This is a genomic window from Chromobacterium fluminis (assembly GCF_011602385.1).
Taxonomy (GTDB): domain Bacteria; phylum Pseudomonadota; class Gammaproteobacteria; order Burkholderiales; family Chromobacteriaceae; genus Chromobacterium; species Chromobacterium fluminis.
Genome location: NZ_JAAOMA010000045.1, coordinates 11,911 through 29,627 on the forward strand (window position 1 = coordinate 11,911; position 17,717 = coordinate 29,627).

General features: G+C 63.6%; 13 protein-coding genes. 8 read left to right on the forward strand and 5 right to left on the reverse strand.

Annotation, left to right across the window (positions count from 1 at the left end):
• Positions 1–1,415 precede the first annotated feature (1,415 nt).
• Positions 1,416–5,303 (forward strand): non-ribosomal peptide synthetase, encoded by a 3,888-nt coding sequence (locus HA052_RS22220; RefSeq protein ID WP_166453640.1) that lies wholly within the window; start codon positions 1,416–1,418, stop codon positions 5,301–5,303.
• 84 nt (positions 5,304–5,387) lie between these two features.
• On the opposite strand, the gene HA052_RS22225 is transcribed toward HA052_RS22220, so the two are convergent.
• Positions 5,388–5,747: a translation initiation factor Sui1 gene (locus HA052_RS22225; protein ID WP_081545508.1), complete on the reverse strand. Its 360-nt coding sequence runs from the start codon at positions 5,745–5,747 to the stop codon at positions 5,388–5,390.
• A 153-nt stretch (positions 5,748–5,900) separates the two neighbouring features.
• On the opposite strand from HA052_RS22225, the gene HA052_RS22230 reads away from it, so the two are divergent.
• The 4 genes from HA052_RS22230 to HA052_RS22245 all read left to right on the forward strand — a co-directional run bounded on the left by HA052_RS22230 (position 5,901) and on the right by HA052_RS22245 (position 7,966).
• A complete protein-coding gene (locus HA052_RS22230; protein ID WP_166453641.1) occupies positions 5,901–6,224 on the forward strand; it encodes a thioredoxin family protein in 324 nt (107 codons plus the stop codon).
• Between the two features lie 39 nt (positions 6,225–6,263).
• Positions 6,264–6,674: a VOC family protein gene (locus HA052_RS22235; protein ID WP_166453642.1), complete on the forward strand. Its 411-nt coding sequence runs from the start codon at positions 6,264–6,266 to the stop codon at positions 6,672–6,674.
• Between the two features lie 119 nt (positions 6,675–6,793).
• On the forward strand, positions 6,794–7,252 hold the full coding sequence (locus HA052_RS22240; RefSeq protein ID WP_166453643.1) for a MarR family winged helix-turn-helix transcriptional regulator: 459 nt from the start codon (positions 6,794–6,796) through the stop codon (positions 7,250–7,252).
• A 141-nt stretch (positions 7,253–7,393) separates the two neighbouring features.
• Complete coding sequence (locus HA052_RS22245) at positions 7,394–7,966, forward strand: cysteine hydrolase family protein (RefSeq protein ID WP_166453644.1); 573 nt, start codon at positions 7,394–7,396, stop codon at positions 7,964–7,966.
• A gap of 4 nt (positions 7,967–7,970) precedes the next feature.
• On the opposite strand, the gene HA052_RS22250 is transcribed toward HA052_RS22245, so the two are convergent.
• Together HA052_RS22250 and HA052_RS22255 are read right to left on the reverse strand one after the other, a co-directional pair.
• Positions 7,971–8,888 carry a bestrophin family protein gene (locus tag HA052_RS22250; RefSeq protein WP_166453645.1) on the reverse strand — a complete coding sequence of 306 codons (918 nt, stop codon included), beginning with the start codon at positions 8,886–8,888 and terminating at the stop codon, positions 7,971–7,973.
• Between the two features lie 226 nt (positions 8,889–9,114).
• Complete coding sequence (locus tag HA052_RS22255; protein WP_206119004.1) at positions 9,115–10,014, reverse strand: LysR family transcriptional regulator; 900 nt, start codon at positions 10,012–10,014, stop codon at positions 9,115–9,117.
• 129 nt (positions 10,015–10,143) lie between these two features.
• On the opposite strand from HA052_RS22255, the gene HA052_RS22260 reads away from it, so the two are divergent.
• The 3 genes from HA052_RS22260 (at position 10,144) to HA052_RS22270 (ending at position 15,753) form a co-directional block, all read left to right on the forward strand.
• Positions 10,144–10,902 carry an SDR family NAD(P)-dependent oxidoreductase gene (locus tag HA052_RS22260; protein WP_166453646.1) on the forward strand — a complete coding sequence of 253 codons (759 nt, stop codon included), beginning with the start codon at positions 10,144–10,146 and terminating at the stop codon, positions 10,900–10,902.
• Between the two features lie 224 nt (positions 10,903–11,126).
• On the forward strand, positions 11,127–14,972 hold the full coding sequence (locus HA052_RS22265; protein WP_166453647.1) for an EAL domain-containing protein: 3,846 nt from the start codon (positions 11,127–11,129) through the stop codon (positions 14,970–14,972).
• A 337-nt stretch (positions 14,973–15,309) separates the two neighbouring features.
• Positions 15,310–15,753, forward strand: a complete 444-nt coding sequence (locus tag HA052_RS22270) for a hypothetical protein (RefSeq protein WP_166453648.1) — start codon at positions 15,310–15,312, stop codon at positions 15,751–15,753.
• Positions 15,754–15,922: 169 nt separating this feature from the next.
• Here the strand turns inward: HA052_RS22270 and HA052_RS22275 are convergent, their stop codons facing one another.
• Together HA052_RS22275 and HA052_RS22280 are read right to left on the reverse strand one after the other, a co-directional pair.
• Positions 15,923–16,336, reverse strand: coding sequence for a hypothetical protein (locus tag HA052_RS22275; protein ID WP_019103898.1), 414 nt, complete (start codon positions 16,334–16,336; stop codon positions 15,923–15,925).
• Positions 16,337–16,491: 155 nt separating this feature from the next.
• Positions 16,492–17,556 carry a beta-N-acetylglucosaminidase domain-containing protein gene (locus HA052_RS22280; RefSeq protein WP_166453649.1) on the reverse strand — a complete coding sequence of 355 codons (1,065 nt, stop codon included), beginning with the start codon at positions 17,554–17,556 and terminating at the stop codon, positions 16,492–16,494.
• Between the last annotated feature and the right edge of the window lie 161 nt (positions 17,557–17,717).

The following is a 17,717-nucleotide window of genomic DNA, read 5'->3' on the forward strand; positions in this document are numbered from 1 at the left end:
CAGCTGACATTGGGGGCGCGATCTGAACGGACAATACTGGCGAGCATCGACTGGCGCATCGATGACGCGATCGTGGGTTGTTTTGCTACCGATACAACTACCCATCTGCCGCTGGTGAAATCGAACTAGGGACGGTACCCGTCGACAACAGTCGCTAACCGCGCAGAAGAGGTTACTCGATGTTCAGGTCGTTGCCGTGCTCAGCGAATGTCTGCAACGGCCGCTTATGCAAACTTCCACAAGGCTGATGAACAGCCTGCGAGGTTACGCCAGACTTCACCAGAGAGTCCTTCAACAGGGTGGGAGCAGCTAGCCGAAGAATGCATACTGGCAAAACACTTTACATAAGTGATCTTTACATACCAGCCTACCAATTAAGGTTTTTGTCATTTAAATCAATAACATAACCAAAAACTTGCTTGTGTGCGGTTCCGGTTACCGTTCTGATCCTCCCGGATCGTCAACTGTCGCACAAGACCGAAATGCATGGCGCCCTCAGCGGATGGCGCCGGACTTCGGTCTTTTTCTTTGCGCATCGAATTCAATTCTCCGCCGCCCCGCCCACGCGGCCACAGGCGTCAACCGGATGGGGTTGAGCAGCCCAAGCGCCTTTCTTGCCCGCGCGTCAGCGCCGCCTCCCATTTGCCGCTCCGCGGCATAATCGCCCCGCCCGCCTTCCCAGCCAGCACAAGTTTGCTGCAACGCACCGTTTTGCCGTAGAGCTGCCACAGCCTTTAACAGCGCGTATTGAGCTAGATTAATATTTTGTTGGCCCTCTGAAAATGTGCGTTTGCACAAATGAGACAAATCTCTCTTGCCGACATATGTCGAGTGAATTTTACTGTATCAATTTCATGCCGTATTGATATAATTTCCGCGTATTATCAAAACGACATATTCGGCCTGTCTTATACGACATGTGCAGGGCAACCATGAAAAACGCCACAACGCGCACCTATCACCCCCGGCCACGCCAATCCACGGCGTCGCCGACAGATCCCCCCTTCCCCACGCCCATCTGCCGCCAGTAAACCAAGCCATGTACCAAGAACATTTTTACGATCTCGCGAGCTAAGGCGAGACAAGGCGAAAACCGCTGAGAAAGCGGAATGTACACAGGGTACATGAGCATTTCGAAGCGGCACTCACCTTGTCACGTCTCACAACACGCGGCAGATCGTAAACAGGTTCCAAGAGCGGCTAACAAGCCTACGTTGCGCCGTCTTCCCGTGCTCAAGTACTGCCTGCGTCGGCGCGCCTTGCCTCAGCCGTGAAACTGGCAATGTCTGCCGGCCTAAAGCCGCCGCCATAGCGGAACGCGCGCTTTTCCAGCCTTTGTAACCGCGCCCCTATCCGCCATTAACCTAATTTTAAATACATTAAATTAACTGCAAACACAATATATTGGAAATATCATGCTAGAAGATCAATCAATCTGCCCGCTGAGCGCCGCTCAGCAAGAAGTCTGCCTCGCCATCGGTCAAGAAGGCCGCAACCTTCATTATCACCTGTGCGATGTGATCGAATTCAACGGCGATTTGCAAACGCCCTTGCTGGAACAGGCCATCAGAACCGTGTGCCAACAGGTGGACACCCTGCGCGCCGCTTTCGAAACGGACCCGGCCACCGGGCAATACCGGCAACGCCTCCGCCCCAAACTGCACGACGCCTATTTTTCCTGGCACGACCTGTCCGCCAAACCGGACCCGGAGCAGGCCTACTCGGCCATGCTGGAAGAACTGCTGGCCGACGATATGGATCTGGCCGGGCAACCCCTGATCCGCTATCTGATCGTCAAACTGGCCGATCGTCGCCACCGCATGATAGAGCTGGGCTCCCACCTGGTGGTGGACGGTTTCGGTCACGCCATCTTGTTCAAACACATCACCGACTGCTATGTCCGGCTAGCGCGCGGAGAAGCCATCGAGCCGCTGCCGGCGCAGCCGCTAAGCCAAGTGTTCGAAGCGGAGCAGGCCTACCGCCAGAGCGAGTCCTATCTCAAGGACCAATCCTACTGGCGCCAGTATTGCCTGGATCTTCCCGACCCCACCCAGCTGGTGCCCGGCGACGCGCCCCTGCGCAAGCTGAACCGCCTGCGCAAGGCCTTCTCCGGCGCAGCGGTGGATGGGCTGCGGGAAACCGCCTCCCTGCATCGGCTTCGCCTGTCCAGCGTGCTGCTGGCCGCCTGCGCCGCCTATCTTCACAGAATGACCGGACAAAACGAGCTGGCCGTGGGCATGCCGGTGGCGGCCCGTCAGTTGAAAGCCCTTCGCGAGATTCCGGCCATGGTGGCCAATATCCTGCCGCTGCGCATCTCGTTTACGCCGGAATCCACGGTGCTGTCGGTCGCGGCGGACATCCAACGCCAGTTGCGGCGTCATCTACTGCATCAGGGCTACCGCTCGGAAGCCATGATCCGCGACCTGTACGCGGAGCGCGGCCACAAGCCGCTGTTCAACACCCTGCTCAATATCGTGGCCTATGACCAGGAAGTGGGCTTCGACGGCTGCGAAGCCGCGGTTCAGAACGTCGCCAACGGCCCCGCCGATCATCTCGGCATAGACATCTTCGACCGCAACGCCGACGGCCGGCTGGAGATAGGCTTCAACGCCAACGCCGATCTCTACCCGCTCGAGGCGCTGGAGCTGCATTACGCGCGGATGACTTTATTGCTGGAACGTTTCGTCGACGCGCCGGAAACCCTCGCCGCGGACTACCCATTGCTGCTGCCCGGCGAGCGCGAGCGCTGCTACCCGCTGCCGGTGCGCGCCGATGCGCCGCCGGTCTTCGCCGACGCCTTCGCCGCCTCCGCGCGGAGCCACGGCCACCTGCCGGCCCTGCGCCAGGGCGAGCGCGAACTCAGCTACGCCGAGCTGGACGACCGCGCCGACCGCCTGGCCAGCCTGCTGCTGGCGCGCGGCGTGCGGCCCGGCGACGACGTCGCCGTGATCGTGTCGCGCAGCGTCGAATGGGCGGTTGCAGCGGTGGCGCTGTTCAAGCTCGGCGCCGGTTATGTGCCGGTTGATCCCGACCTGCCGGAAGCCCGCATCGACTACATCCTGGCCGACGCCGCGCCGGCCGCGGTCATCGTCGCCGCCGGCGGCGCCGTCAAAACCGAGCTTGCGCCGGAGAAACTGCTGTTCCTGGACGCCGCGGCGCTGGACGCGCTGCCGCCTGCCGCTCTCCCGCTCCCCCGCGTGGCCCCCTCCGCGCCGGGCTATCTGATCTACACCTCGGGCTCCACCGGCAAACCCAAGGGCGTGGAAGTGACTCACCGCAACCTGGTGCCCATCGCGGACACCGCCATCCGGGCGGCTGGGCTGCAAGCCGGCCAGCGCGTGCTGCAATTCATCGCAGCCGGTTTCGACATGTCGGTTCTGGAAATCATGATGACGCTGCTGGCCGGCGCCACTCTGGTCCTCTGCGATAAAGTCTCCAGCGCGCCCGGCAAGCCGCTGGCCTCGCTGGTGAAACGGGAAAACATCAAACTGCTGGTGATGACGCCCAGCCTGCTGGCCTATCACCAGACCGAGGACTTCCCTCGGGACACCGTCCTGATGCTGGGCGGAGAACCGTGCACGCCGGCGCTGCTGGCGCGCTTCTCCCACTGCCGCCTGCTCAATGTTTACGGCCCAACCGAAACCTCCTTCGCCACCTCGATCAACGCCGACTACGGCGACGGCGACCTGTCCATCGGCCCCGCCACCGCCAACACCCGGCTCTACGTGGTGGACCCGCGGCAACGGCTGCTGCCGCCCGGGGCCTGGGGAGACTTGTTCATCGGCGGCCCCGGCGTGGCCCGCGGCTACCGCAACAGCCCGGAGCTGACGGCCAAAGGCTTCGTCCCCGATCTACTGGACCCCGACGACACCATGTATCGGGCCGGCGACCGCGTATTCTTCGACCACGCCGGCCGCATTCACTATCAGGGCCGCCAGGACAACCAGATCAAGCTGCGCGGGCTGCGCATCGAGCTGGACGAGATCAAAAACGCCCTGCTAGGTTGCGGCGGCGTAGAGGACGCCGTCGCCTTGCTGCGAGACCTGCCGCACGGCCCGGCCATCGTCGGCTATGTGGCCAACCAGCAGTTGGAGCTGGACAGCGAGGGGCTGAAACAGGCGCTAAGCCGTCAATTGCCCCATCACATGATCCCCAGCGTCATCATGGTGGTGCCGGCCTTTCCGCTCACGCCCAACGGCAAGCTGGCCACCAGCGAACTGCCCACGCCGACGCTGCAGGACGACGGCGAGCAAGCGCCGCCGCGCACCCCGGAAGAAGAAATCATGTGCCGGCTGTTCGCGACGGCGCTGGAATGCGGCGAGGTCTACGCCAATCAGAATTTCTTCGCGCTGGGCGGGCATTCGCTGCTGGGTCTGCAGCTAATCAACAACATCAGGGAAACCTTCGGCGTCTCCCTGGGCATCGCCGACTTCCTGGCCGCCCCCACGCCGCGCCAGCTGGCTCAGCGCCTGGAGCGGCCAGCCGCTTTCAGCGATCCCTTCGACGCCATGCTGCCGCTGCGCGTCCAGGGCGGCCGGCCGCCGCTGTTCTGCATCCATCCGGGCGGCGGCATCGCCTGGCCCTATGCCGGCCTGCTGCCCTTCCTGCCGGAGGATCAGCCGCTGTACGCCATCCAGTCGCCAATATTGCGCGATCCGGACCGCGTCATTGAATCGCTGGACGAGTTGGCGGAGGAATACCGGCGGCGCATCCAGGCGGTGCAGCCGCGCGGGCCGTACCAACTGGCCGGCTGGTCGGTGGGCGGCAATCTGGCGCTGCGCCTGGCCGCCATGCTGCAGGCAGACGGCCACGAGGTCAGCTTCCTGTGCATGTTCGACAGCTACCCGCTGCAAGGCGGGCCGGCTTCTCTGAAACTGGACGACGCCACCATCATCACCCGGATGACCCGCGCCATCGTCGGCGCGCCGCGCGCCGGTATCAAGGGGCTGAAGAGCGCCATGGAGGAAGTGCTGGGCGGCAGCCAGGTTGGCGATGAGTTTCTGACCCGGCTGGTGAACGACTCCAAGCTGATGCTGGAACTGCTCGCCCGCTGCCGCTATCAACGCTACGACGGCGACTTGATCTTCATCCGCGCCACTACCGACATCCTGCGCCCCGAGGATCAGCAGCCGTCGCTGTGGCAGCCCTACATCTCCGGCAAGCTGATCGAGTACGAAGTGAACGCGCCACATGAATGCCTGCTGCAACGCCAGTATCTGGAACAATTCGGCGCTCAATTCGCCGCCGAACTACAACGGCGGGCCTCGCTCGGCGTCAGCCAAGCCCAGACGCAGCCGGCGTAACCCCCAGTCTCAGCTTTGGCCCGCGGCTTGCCGCGGGCTTTTTCATCCCGGCGAGGGCAGAGCGCCGCGTCCGGGGAACGGCTGCTAGCCGCCTGCGCGCTTCACCGTCCAGCCGCGCTGCTTGAGCAGCCCAACCACCTGTTCGCAGTGATCGCCCTGGATCTCGATCACGCCGTCCTTGACCGTGCCGCCGCTGCCGCAGGCGTTTTTCAGTTGCTTGCCCAGTTGCGCCAGCTCCAGCGCGTTCAGCGGCGCGCCCTGGACCACGGTGACCGCCTTGCCGTTGCGGCCCTTGGTTTCCCTGCGCACCCGCACCACGCCGTCGCCGGCCGGCGCCTCTTGCTTGCCGCATTGGCATTGAGCAACGGCGAAGCCGCACTGCGGACACATGCGGCCGTGTTCGGTGGAGTACACCAAGCCGCCGGAAACATTGCGCGATTTCATGATTTCAAACCCTGGGCCATTGACGAAACGGCCTGCATCGTCGCGGTTTTGCCCGGCTTTGGCAAGCCCGCGTCGCCGCCCCCTTCGTCAAAGCGCTGGCAAACCCACCAGTCTTTTGGCATATTTAAAATTCACCCCAGCCCCTCCCAGACCATGGACCAACTCTACCGCGACCCGGCGCCGGAACGCGCCCAACTGGATGCCCAGCCCGGCGTCACCGTGCTGGAATTCGGCGCGCCCTGGTGCGGCCATTGCCAAGCGGCCCAGCCCTTGATTCAACAAGCGCTGGCGGAGTGCCCCGACGTCCATCATCTGCAAATCGAAGACGGGCCGGGCCGCCGCTTGGGGCGCAGCTACCGCGTCAAGCTGTGGCCTACGCTGATTTTCCTGCGTCAGGGCCAGGAAACCGCACGCCTGACCCGGCCCGCCACGGCGGCGGCCGTCAGCGACGCGCTGCGGCAATGCTTGCCACCCTGAAACACTGCCGCCCCTCCCCCACCACCAGGAGTCTCTCTGATGAAAACCCTGCTGCCCTACATCAACTTCCACGGCCAGTGCGAACAAGCGCTGGCCTTCTACCGCCAATGCTTCAACGGCGAAATTGTGGCGCTGATGCGCTTCGGCGACGCGGACTTCCCCAGCCCGGACGAAGCCAAGAACAAAATTCTGCACTCGGAGTTCAAAGCCGAAGGCGTTCATTTCATGGCCTCCGACGGCATGCCGGGCCGCACGCCCGTCCTGGGAGAAAACATCACGCTGAACTTCATGCTGGACAGCGAGGCGGAGCAGACGGCGATCTTCGAAGCCCTGGCCCAAGGCGGCCAGATCAGCGAACCGCTGCACGACGCCTTCTGGGGCGCCCGCTTCGGCATGCTGGTGGACCGCTTCGGCATACGCTGGATGAGCAACTGTCCGAAGCCAAGTTAAGCCCCCGCTCAATGCGGGCCGCGCAGCGACGAGCGCGGCTCTGAACCCGCTCGGCAACCCTCCTCGCGCCGCTCTGTCCGCATTTATCTATATATACATAGCTATGTTAGAATAGCAGGATGCTACGCCTTACAATCACCCCCGAGGCCGCGTCCCGGCTGCGTCTGCAGCTGATGGCCTTGACGCGCCGGCTGCGCCTGGAGGCGCAGGACGACGAACTGCCGTTCGCCCAACTGTCCCTGCTCGCCTGCATCGAACGCGCCGACGGCGCAGCAACGCCTTCGGCGCTGGCGCGCGCGGAAAAGCTGCGCAGCTCCAATCTGGCCAGCCTGCTGCGCGAACTCGAGGCCGGCGGCCTGATTCTGCGCGCCGCCGATCCCGAAGACGGCCGCAAGGTCCGGGTCCGCCTAAGCGGCGCCGGCCGCCAAACCCTTGAAGCTCACCGCCTGCGCAAAGACGACTGGCTGCGCGCCGCGCTGGCCGGACTGCCGCCGCAACGCCTGAAGCTGCTGCTCGCCGCCGGCGAGGTGCTGGCGGAACTGGCCGCGGCCGAAACGCCGGCCGCGCGCCGGCCTTGATCAATACGTAATTAGAGCCGCTAACAAAACCTCGCAGAGAACCTGAGCCAAGGCGCGCCGACGCAGGCAGTACCAGTCGTACGACAAGGAGGCGCAACGCAGGATCAGGGGTTTTGTTAGCGGGTCTTATGGAACTCAGCGATGAACACCGCTTTTATCGGTTTGGACTACATCCACGACATCATGGGCGACGGCGGCAAGGTCGCCCGCTGCGCCGAGCACGCGCGCCAACGCGGCGTCATCGTCGCCGCCAACCAGGCCATTGCCGAGACCCGCCGCCGCGGCTGGCTGGTGGTACAGGTGAAAGTGGGCTTCTCGCCCTCCTATGTGGAGCAACCCAAAAACTCGCCGCTGTTTGGCCGCGCGCACGAATTCGGCGCGCTGGATCTGTCCGGCCCCGGCACCGCCTTCCATCCGGATCTGGACCTGAGGCCGGAAGACGCCATCGTGATCAAGCCCCGCGTCAGCCCGTTTTACGCCACCTCGCTGGAAGCCGTGCTGCGCGCCCATCGCATTGAACGCCTGATCTTGTCCGGGGTCAGCAGCACCTGGGCGGTGCAGGCCGCCGCGCGCGACGCCCACGACCGCGATTATCAGGTGCTAGTGCTGGAGGACGGCTGCGCCGCCGCCAGCGAAGAAGAACATCGGATCTCGATGCGCCAGTTGGAGACGATAGCGCGCATCATTCGCCTGGAAGATCTGGCCACCTTATAAAGGCTCAATACAGATAAATGCCTCGCGGCTCCGGAGCCGGCGCGGCCACATCCTCGCCCTGCATCTCCCGCAGAGAGGACTCGATGCCGTGGCACAGCGCGGACAGCGGCAGGTCGTTGCCCTCCTTGCCAAACGGCTCTTCCAGTTCCTCGCCTATCACTTCCAAGGCCAGATAGGTGTAGGCGATGAAGACCGCGATCGCCGGCGTCAGCCAGCCTATGCTGGTGACCAGGCCGGCCGGCAGCAGCAGGCTGTACACGGTGACGGTGCGGTTGAGCAACACCCGGTAAGTGAAGGGAATGGGCGTGGAGGCGATGCGCTCACAGCCGCCCAGCACTTCGGACAGCGAGTTCAGGTTGCGGTCCAGCGCATGCCATTGCATATCGCTCAACGCGCCGTCGCGGTGCATGCGCGCGGTCAACTGCCCCAACCAGGCCAGGATCAACGCCGGCTTGAAACGCCCCGCCAACGCCTTGTCCAGAATCTCCTCCGGCAGCAAACGGCGTAAATGGGCCTCGGCGTCGTCGCCGCGCAGCTGCGCCTTCAGCGCGTAAGCGAAGGCGCAACAGCCGTCTATCAAGCGCCGCGCGTCGGCGTTGTCCGGCGCCAGCGACAAGGCCTGCCGCGCCAGCGAGCGGTTGACGATCAGCAAGCTGCCCCACAGCTTGCGCGCCTCCCAGAAACGTTCGTAGCTGACCGAGTTGCGAAAACCCAGGAAGATGGCCAGCGACACCCCCATCAGGGTGAAGGCGGGAATGCTAAGCGCCGAGTCCGCGTGCTCGCTCAGCCACCAGCCGCGAACCGCGGCGGCGGCGATGGAAATGAAGAAAACCAGCAATAGGCGCGGCATGATGCGCGGCAAGACCGAACCGTGCCAGACAAACAACAGGCGCAGCCAGGAAGAGGTGGATCTAACAATCATGGTGGGAATATGACGAAGTAAGAACGTGTTTACGATCTCTCGAGCTAAGGCGAGACAAGGCGAAAACCGCTGAGAAAGCGGAATGTACACACGGTACATGAGCATTTCGAAGGGGTTTTCAACGCCGTATCGCCAACGCGCAGCTGATCATAAACAGGTTCTAAAATGGTTGACCGGCCTCCATGATAGGGCAGCTTGGCCCCGGCCCGCCATGTTTGCGCCGGATTCAGAGCAAGTGGGGCGCCAGCGCCTCCGCCAGCCAATCCATGAATACCTGCGCGCGGCGCGGCAGGTTGCGGCGATGGGCGTACAGCAAGCTTACCGGCATCGGCGCGGCGCGGTATGCCGGCAGCACTTCCACCAGCTCTCCGCTGTCCAGCAAATGGCGCACGCCGGACTCCGGCGCCTGAATCAGGCCCAGGCCGGCCAGGCAGGCGGCCTGGTAGGCCTCCGCGTTGTTGACGATGACGCTGCCGGCCATGGCCAGCCAATGGCTGCCGTTGCCGTCCCGCCATTCCCAGCCGGCCGGACGCGCCCCCAGGACGGACACATAGTGAACCAGCCGGTGCCGCGCCAGGTCCTCAAGGCCGGCCGGCGTGCCGTAGCGCGCCAGATAGGCCGGGCTGGCGCAATTGAGCTGCCGAAAGCGCCCCAGCGGCCGCGCCACCAGGCTGGAATCGCTGAGCTCCCCCACCCGCAATACGCAATCGAAGCCCTCGCGCACGATGTCCACCTTGCGGTCGGTGCTGCTCAATTCCAGCTCCAGCCGAGGGTGGCGTTGCAGGAATTCGTCCAAGCGCGGCAACACCTGATAGCGCGCCACGCCGCTGGGCATATCCACCCGCAGCCGCCCGCTCAGCGCCTCTTCGCCGCGCTGAAACATGCCCTGCAACTCGTCCATCTCCGCCAGCACGTCCTTGCAGCGTTCGTAAAAAGCCTGGCCGTCCTGGGTCATTTGCACTTTGCGCGTGGTCCGATGCAGCAGGCGCGCCCCCAACCAGGCTTCAGTCTGTTTAACCGCCACCGAGATGCTGGCCTTGGGCAGGCCCAGGCTGTCCGCCGCCTGGGTAAAGCTGGACAGCTCGGCCACCCGAACAAAAATCTGCATCGCTTCCAGCTTGTTCATAATCCACCGCCAATTGTTATGAATATACGAACACTATAATTAAAATACTCATATTTGTTTATCAAAAAACATACAATAAACTGAGCTCATCGGGTCCAAGCCTGCACCCGCCCCCTATAGGAGATTCCCATGAGCAAGAAGATCGCAGTCATCACCGGCGGCAGCCGCGGCCTGGGCAAAAGCGCGGCCCTGCACCTGGCGCGCCAGGGCATGGACGTGGTCCTCACTTATCAAAGCCGCGCCGCCGACGCCGAGGCGGTGGTTGCCGAGATCGTGGCCTTGGGCGGCAAAGCCGCCGCGCTGGCGCTGGACGTCGGCCAGAGCGCGAGCTTCAACGCCTTTGCCGCCAAGCTGCGCCAGACGCTGACCGAACAATGGCAGCGCGCCGACTTCGACTTTCTGGTCAACAACGCCGGCATCGGCATTCACGCCGCCTTCGCCGACACCAGCGAGGCTCAGTTCGACCAATTGATGAACATCCAGCTCAAAGGACCGTTCTTCCTAACTCAGGCGCTGCTGCCGCTGATCGCCGACGGCGGCCGCATTCTCAACGTCTCCACCGGCCTGACCCGTTTCGCCCTGCCCGGCTACGCCGCCTACGCGGCGATGAAGGGCGGCGTGGAAGTGCTGACCCGCTACCTGGCCAAGGAACTGGGGCCGCGCGGCATCGCGGTCAACGTCATCGCTCCCGGCGCGATTGAAACTGATTTCGGCGGCGGCCTAGTGCGCGACAACGAGCAGGTCAACGCCCATATCGCCGCGCAAACCGCGCTGGGCCGCGTCGGCCGGCCAGACGACATCGGCGGCGCCATCGCCACCCTGCTCAGCGACGGCGCGGCCTGGGTCAACGGCCAACGCGTGGAAGCCTCCGGCGGCATGTTTCTGTAAAAGCCCGGCGCAGGCCGAGCGGCGGCGTCAGGTTTTATCAGTAGGCTAAGCGGAAGTACTTAGCCAAGGCCACGTCCCCGTGCAAGCCTTGCCTGGCAAGGCTTGCACGGGGGGCTTACCCCCTCCCCCAACCCAGCCGAAGCATTTGGCATAAGCGCGGCTTGCCCCCTCCGGCGGCAGGAACTAATTTTTGAGTATCCCCTGTCCTGGAAAGTAGCCGCCACATGCGCGCAGGCCTCAACCGCACTCTGTCCGCCGTCAGCGGGCTGAGCCTGCATGCTCAATTGCTGCTGTTCGCCCTGGCCTGCCTGCTGCCCGCCGCCGTGTTGATCGGCATCGGCGCCTACGAATCCGCCCGCGATCTGCGCGACGCCGCGCAAATGCAAACCCGCGTCGTGGCCGACCAAGTGGATCAAACTCTGGCGGACAAAATCGTCGAACTGGAGCGGCTAATGGCCCAACTGAGCCAGAGGCCGTCTCTACGCCGGCTCGACGCCGCCGAATGTGCCGACGCCTATCGCGATCTCACGCTGAGTTTTCCCTCCATCTCCCAGCTGACGCTCAGCAACGCCGCGGGGCAGCCGGTCTGCCGCCATGCGCAAAACCCCGCCATGCAGGCGCCCCCGCTCAACCACGACTGGTTCTCCCGCGCGCTGGACGCCCCCGGGCTAATGCTCAGCGAACCACGGCAAGAGCCCGCCACTCGGCGTTGGATCATCATGCCCAGCTATCCGGTGCGCGATGAACAAGGCCGCCGCGTCGGACTGCTGACACTGCAACTGGACCTGCTGGCTCTGCAGTCCCATGTGCTGCCCGCCACACTGGACCGCAAGCTGACCATCGCGGTGCTCAGCTCGCAAGCGGTCTTTTTGCTGCGCTATCCGGACCCCTCGCTCTGGCACGGCAAAACCTCGGCCAATGTCGTCCGCACCATGTCGCGCATCCGCGGCAACGCCTCCGGATTCGAACTGGGCGTCGGCCGCGACGGCGTGTCGCGCCTCTACTCCTATCGCAAGTTTTCCCAAGCCGACTGGCTGATCATCGCCGCTTTGCCGGAACAGGATGTCTTCGCACCCTACGACAACCGCCTGCGCTGGGGCGCTGCCAGCGGCATCGCCACCTTGCTGCTCTGCGGCTTGCTGGCGCAAAGCTTCAGCCGCGCGCTGACCCGACCGGCGCGACAGCTGGCGGAAACGGCGCAAGCCGTGGCCAGCGGCGCCTCTCAGGCGCGGGCGCAGGAGCTGGGGCCGCGCGAACTGCGCGCGGTGTCGCATCAGTTCAACCACATGCTGGACCAGCTGCAAGCGCACGAGACTGCGATCCGCCTCAGCGAAATGCAACGCGCCGGCATCATCGACACCGCGATGGACGCCATCGTCACCATCAACGCCGATCTGAACATCATCCTGTTCAATCCCGCCGCGGAACGCGCTTTCGGCTACCGCGCCGAACAAGTATTGGGCCAGCCGGTCAATATTCTGGTGCCGGACGCCCTACGCGCCGGCCACGCGCAGTTGATCCGCGGCTTCGGCCGGAACGGCCCGGTCAGCCGCACCCTTGCGCCTGCCGGCGGAGTGCGCGGCCTGCGCGCCGACGGCAGCGAGTTCTACGCCGAAGCCTCGGTGTCCCAACTAGAGGTGGGCGGCCAGAAGTATTACACCGCCATCATGCGCGACATCACCGAGCGGCTGAAAACCGAGCAAGAGCTCAAACGCCACAGCCAACAACTGGAGTCGCTGCGCGATATGGGGCTCACCCTGTTGTCCGCCGCCAGTCCGCAACAAACCGCTCAGAAAGCGCTGCGCATGCTGGCGCAATTGGTGCCATTCTGGGGCGCGTCGGCCACGATGTTCGACTGGCGGCACGAGGAGATCATCTTTTTGGCGCTGGAATGCGACGCCAAAGACGAGATTCCGATCGATAGCCGCTTCCCTTTTTCCAGCTATGGTTTAAACGATCTGGAGCAGCTCAAGCGCGGCCAGCCCAGCTTCATGCACGACATCACCACGCAGGCGCAACCGCCCGCGCTGGTCAAATGGCTGCGCAGCCACGGCGTGCGCGCCTATCTAAGGCTGCCGCTGATGGCGGAAGGGCAGTTGCTAGGGTCCTTGAACCTCGCGTTCCAGACCATCGCCCGCCACGACTTCGAACACCTGGAGGTCTCGCGAGCCTTCGCCCAGCAGCTAGCCATCACCTTGCAGCACTCCTTGCTGCGGCTGCGCATAGAACGGCTCAACCGCGTCTACGCCATCCTCAGCGGCATCAATATGCTGATCGTGCGCTGTCACGACCGCCAGGAACTGTTCCAGGAAACCTGCCGCATCGCCACCCATAGCGGCGCGTTCAAAATGGTCTGGATCAGCACATGGGATCAGAGCGACGGCCAACACCGCCTCGCAGCGCTGCAAGGGCAGGCCGAACCGCTTCCAGACGCCGAGGCGCTGCTGTTGTCCGCCGCCGCCATCAACAGCGGCGGCAACCTCGTCTGCAATCAGCTTGGCGCGCCGTTGCCCTACTCGGCGCGTGAGCAGCTGCTGGCGCAGGGCATCCGCTCGCTGGCCTGCCTGCCCTTGCCGCTGCCCGGACAACGCGCCGCCTCGCTGGCGCTGTGCTCCAATGAGGCCAACGCCTTCGATCACGAAGAAATGCAGCTGCTGTCCGAACTGGCCGGCGACATCGCTTTCGCGCTGGACCACATCGAAAAAGAAGAGCGGCTGCATTTTCTGTCTTACTACGATGAGTTGACCGGCCTGGCCAACCGCAGCCTGTTCCATGAGCGCCTGGCGCAACAGATCAGCGCCAATCACAACGAGCAGCGGCGCCTGGCGGTGGTCTTCCTCGACATCGAGCGCTTCAAATCCATCAACGATGTCTATGGCCGCTGGGCAGGCGACCAGGTGCTGCGCCTGCTGGCGGCGCGGCTGGAGTCGTTTACCGAGGAAGCCAGGCTGCTGGCTTGCGTCAAGATAGACCGTTTCGCGCTGATGATCCCCGGGGTCAAAAGCGAGGAGGACATCGCGCGTCAAGTGATGCAATTGCAAGACCGCTGCGTCGCCCAACCCATCGCCATCCTGGATAAGCAGCTGCGCGTTTCCGCCAAATTCGGCATCGCCATCTACCCGGAAGACGGCGCCGACGCGGAAAACCTGCTGGAGAACGCGGAAGCCGCTCTCAAGCTGGCGCAAAACACCAATGAGCGCTATTTGTTCTACCGTCAGGAGATGAGCGAACGCGCCGCCGTAACGCTGGAGCTGGAAAATCGGCTGCGTTTGGCGCTGGAGCGTCAGGAGTTCGTGCTTCACTACCAGCCCAAGGTGGACGCGGTGTCGCGGCAGATCATAGGCGTGGAAGCGCTGTTGCGCTGGCAGAGCCCGGAGCGCGGCCTGGTGTCGCCGGCGCAATTCATCCCGCTTCTGGAGGAAACCGGCCTGATTCTGGAAGTGGGCGCCTGGGCGCTGCGGCAAGCCGCGCGCGACCATCTGCGCTGGCAGCAAGCCGGCTATCCGGCGCCGCGCATCGCGGTCAACGTTTCGCCGCTGCAATTACGCCAGGTCGATTTCTCCGAACAGTTGCAGAACGCCTTGAGCGAAGGCGCCGCCGTGCCGGGCATCGACATCGAAATCACCGAAACCGTGGTGCTGGACAACCTGGACACTTGCGGCGAAACGCTGCGCCGCATCCGCGATATGCAGGTGGGCATTTCCATCGACGACTTCGGCACCGGCTACTCCTCACTGTCCTACCTAGCCAAACTGCCAACCCAGGAACTGAAGATTGACCAGTCCTTCGTGCGCGCCATGCTGGAAGATCCGGACGCAATGACCTTGACCGGCGCCATCATCGCGCTGGCCCATTCCCTGCAGCTCAAAGTGGTGGCGGAAGGCGTGGAAACCGATGAACAAGCCACCGCCTTGACTTATATGTTCTGCGATACCCTGCAAGGCTACCTATTCTGCAGGCCTCTGCCGGCGGCGGAACTGGAGCGCCGCTTCTGGCTGGATCGGCCCGACCCGCGCGCGCCGCTGCTCAATATCGTTCAGGAGCCCGCCGCCACGCCGGCCCCCGGCTAGAACCTGTTTACGATCTCCCTAGCGATGAAGCGCTAGCTGAAACCGCCGCGCCGCCTTGACCCCGTCCCCGCTCTCGGCAACAATCCCCACGTTGCCGCCCAAACAAGCGGCACACGGGATTGGCGTCCCGTTACTTAACTATCGATTTGCTTGCGCGGAACACTGTGCAAGCAGTTTTCCTATGCCTACGCACTCTTGGCAGGTGCGTGGTGGGGGAGTGTCATGCACTCGCCGGTTTGATAGTTAAGTCCGGTACGCCAATCCTGCCACGCGCCTGCCTTATACCTCAGCCTTACCCGGCAGGTGGTTTATCTTGTGTCACAGCAGGAGAAACACCATGTCTTACAACCTACCTCCCCGTCGCCGCTACAAACTGGCCGCCCGCGAACAGCAGGAAACCCTGCTTCCCTTCGTCCGTTATCTGCCCTCGCGCAACCACCCCCACTACTGGCAAATGCCCACCGCAGCCGAAAACTACGCCATCGCTTGTGCTTACGGCCGGGAATGCGCCGCCCATTTGCTGCAATGGTTGAAGGACAATCCGGAATACGTCGGCTCTGGCCTGCTCAGCCGCGTCGCTCGCGACATCGATTTCGACGACCACAGCCAACGCGGCCACTGGATGGGCTTCTTCAACTACTTGGAGCACATGCTGTGGCTGGGCGCGCGCCGGGTCCGGGTCTACCGTCATCTGGACAACCAACACCAGCTGCATGACGCGCAAACCCTGCGCGCATGGCTGGAGGCGCGACGGCAGCGACATCAGAAACGTCCGCGCTAAAAACGTGTTTACGATACGTGCTGCATAAGCGTTGCGAAGGAGTGATCACCATGTCGCGCCTCGCGACGCGCAGCAGATCGTAGACAGCTTCCAAGCACGCAAAAAAGGGAGGCCTCGGCCTCCCTTCATCCCCGTTTGGGCCGCGCTGCGCGCGCCCTCGTTCTTCAGCTTACTTGGCTGCGGAAGCCGCGGCTTTCTTGTGGGTTTTCTTTACGGCGTGCTTCTTGTGCTGAGCCGGCTTCTTGGCGGCTTTGGCCGGAGCGGAGGCTTCCGCCTTGGCGGCTTGGGCCTTTTGAGCCGGAGCCGAAGCAGCCTGCTTGTGGGTTTTCTTAGCGGCGTGCTTCTTGTGCTGAGCCGGCTTTTTGGCGGCCTTGGCCGGGGCGGAGGCTTCGGTCTTGGCGGCTTGCGCTTTCTGCGCCGGGGCGGAAGCGTGCTTCTTCACGGCCTTGTGCTGCGCTTTCTTGGCGGCGGGCGCGGCTTTGGCGACCGGGGCGGAAGCCGGCTTGGCGGCTTCGGCGGCGAAGCCGGCGGCGGAGCTCAGGGCGAAAGCAGCGGACAGTACGATCAGGCTCAGTTTTTTCATGGTGACATTCTCCAGTCGGGTCAGGGGGGCGTCCGTCTGCTTAAGTACTGCCGCGACGCCGGGGCTTTGGTGTTTCCTTGCTGCGTATCCTAGGCGTCCCGGCTCGCCCCCGTCTGTGAGTCAGTTGTAAAGGCATGTAACGCAAAGTAGCCTTCCTACTGAGTCTGCACCTCAAGCTCGCTGATCCGATATTCTCCATCCAGCCAGGCCACCACCTCCCGCGCGCAGGGATGATCCACCGCCGCGTAACGCGCGCGCAGCTCTACGGCGCGTTCGCCCAACTGATCCAGTCCCACGTCCTGCAAGGTCAGCAAATCCCGCCACAACATGTCGGCCAGTTCCTCGCCGGCCACCACCTGGGCGGCGCGGCGCATCGAGGCGCCGTATTGATAGCGCGGCCCCAGCCTATAGCTGTCCGCCAGCGTCAGCGCGGGAATCAGGCTGAGCGCGGCTTGCTGCGCCGGATTGATCCCGTGCGCGGCCAACAGTTCGGCGTTGGCCGCGGACCGGCCGGTGAAACCGCGCACATGCAGGTATTGCGACATTCGCGCGCCGTCGTTCACCGGGTAGTTGTCCCACAGCACCGGCTTGCGGCCCAGCCATTTGCCCACTTGCAACAAGTGCCCGGGCGAGATTTCACGCGAGCACACTTCTTCGCCGGTCCAGAAAATATCGATGTCCGGCGCCAGCCACTGGCCCAGTTGTTGCAGATAGCCTGCTGGACGCTGGCCGAACACCCGGTCCAGCACCGGATCGCTGGAATAGTAGCTGGGGCAAACCAGCAAGCGCTCCACCTTGCAGCGCTGGCTCACCCAGGCGACGATCTCCGCCTGGCGCTCCGCCAGATCAGGCAGATCGCCGCGCATATCGTCGAACAGGATGGCCAATTGGCGGACGCCGATGCGTTGCAGTTGTTCCAACTTGCGCGCCAGCGCCCGGCGGGCGTCGTCGTTGAAGTTCAGATACGCTTCGTACGGACTGAGCCCCATGCCGAAGCTGACCTCCTGCCGCTGGCAATGGACGGCGAACGCCGCTAGCCGCGCTTCCTGCTCCGCCGGATAGTCCTGCTGCCACTCGCGGCGCAGATACGCGTCCGCTTTCGGCGCGTACAGATAGAAACGATAACCGTGCGCCGCCAGCGTGGTGACCAGCAGCTCCCGCTGCGCCCAGTTCCATGGCTTGCCGTAGAAGCCTTCGATAATGCCTAAAGGGATGTTCATTGAGAGAAACCTTCCGCGTCCTCGACGCATCGGGGCCAGGCTGGCTCTTCGCGCCCGACCGGCGGCCGGGATGGCCGCCAGCCATCGGAAAATGATGACTTCATGCTATTGATTGACTCAATAAACTGCGTCAAGTTGCATTAAAAGTCGAGAACATGGCT

Excerpts from the sequence above, each read along its gene's own strand:
- HA052_RS22270 (WP_166453648.1), top strand. The coding sequence starts at position 15,310 with ATGTCTTACAACCTACCTCCCCGTCGCCGCTACAAACTGGCCGCCCGC.
- HA052_RS22255 (WP_206119004.1), bottom strand. The coding sequence starts at position 10,014 with ATGAACAAGCTGGAAGCGATGCAGATTTTTGTTCGGGTGGCCGAGCTG.
- HA052_RS22280 (WP_166453649.1), bottom strand. The coding sequence starts at position 17,556 with ATGAACATCCCTTTAGGCATTATCGAAGGCTTCTACGGCAAGCCATGG.
- HA052_RS22265 (WP_166453647.1), top strand. The coding sequence starts at position 11,127 with ATGCGCGCAGGCCTCAACCGCACTCTGTCCGCCGTCAGCGGGCTGAGC.
- HA052_RS22225 (WP_081545508.1), bottom strand. The coding sequence starts at position 5,747 with ATGAAATCGCGCAATGTTTCCGGCGGCTTGGTGTACTCCACCGAACAC.
- HA052_RS22275 (WP_019103898.1), bottom strand. The coding sequence starts at position 16,336 with ATGAAAAAACTGAGCCTGATCGTACTGTCCGCTGCTTTCGCCCTGAGC.
- HA052_RS22260 (WP_166453646.1), top strand. The coding sequence starts at position 10,144 with ATGAGCAAGAAGATCGCAGTCATCACCGGCGGCAGCCGCGGCCTGGGC.
- HA052_RS22230 (WP_166453641.1), top strand. The coding sequence starts at position 5,901 with ATGGACCAACTCTACCGCGACCCGGCGCCGGAACGCGCCCAACTGGAT.
- HA052_RS22245 (WP_166453644.1), top strand. The coding sequence starts at position 7,394 with ATGAACACCGCTTTTATCGGTTTGGACTACATCCACGACATCATGGGC.
- HA052_RS22235 (WP_166453642.1), top strand. The coding sequence starts at position 6,264 with ATGAAAACCCTGCTGCCCTACATCAACTTCCACGGCCAGTGCGAACAA.
- HA052_RS22220 (WP_166453640.1), top strand. The coding sequence starts at position 1,416 with ATGCTAGAAGATCAATCAATCTGCCCGCTGAGCGCCGCTCAGCAAGAA.
- HA052_RS22250 (WP_166453645.1), bottom strand. The coding sequence starts at position 8,888 with ATGATTGTTAGATCCACCTCTTCCTGGCTGCGCCTGTTGTTTGTCTGG.
- HA052_RS22240 (WP_166453643.1), top strand. The coding sequence starts at position 6,794 with ATGCTACGCCTTACAATCACCCCCGAGGCCGCGTCCCGGCTGCGTCTG.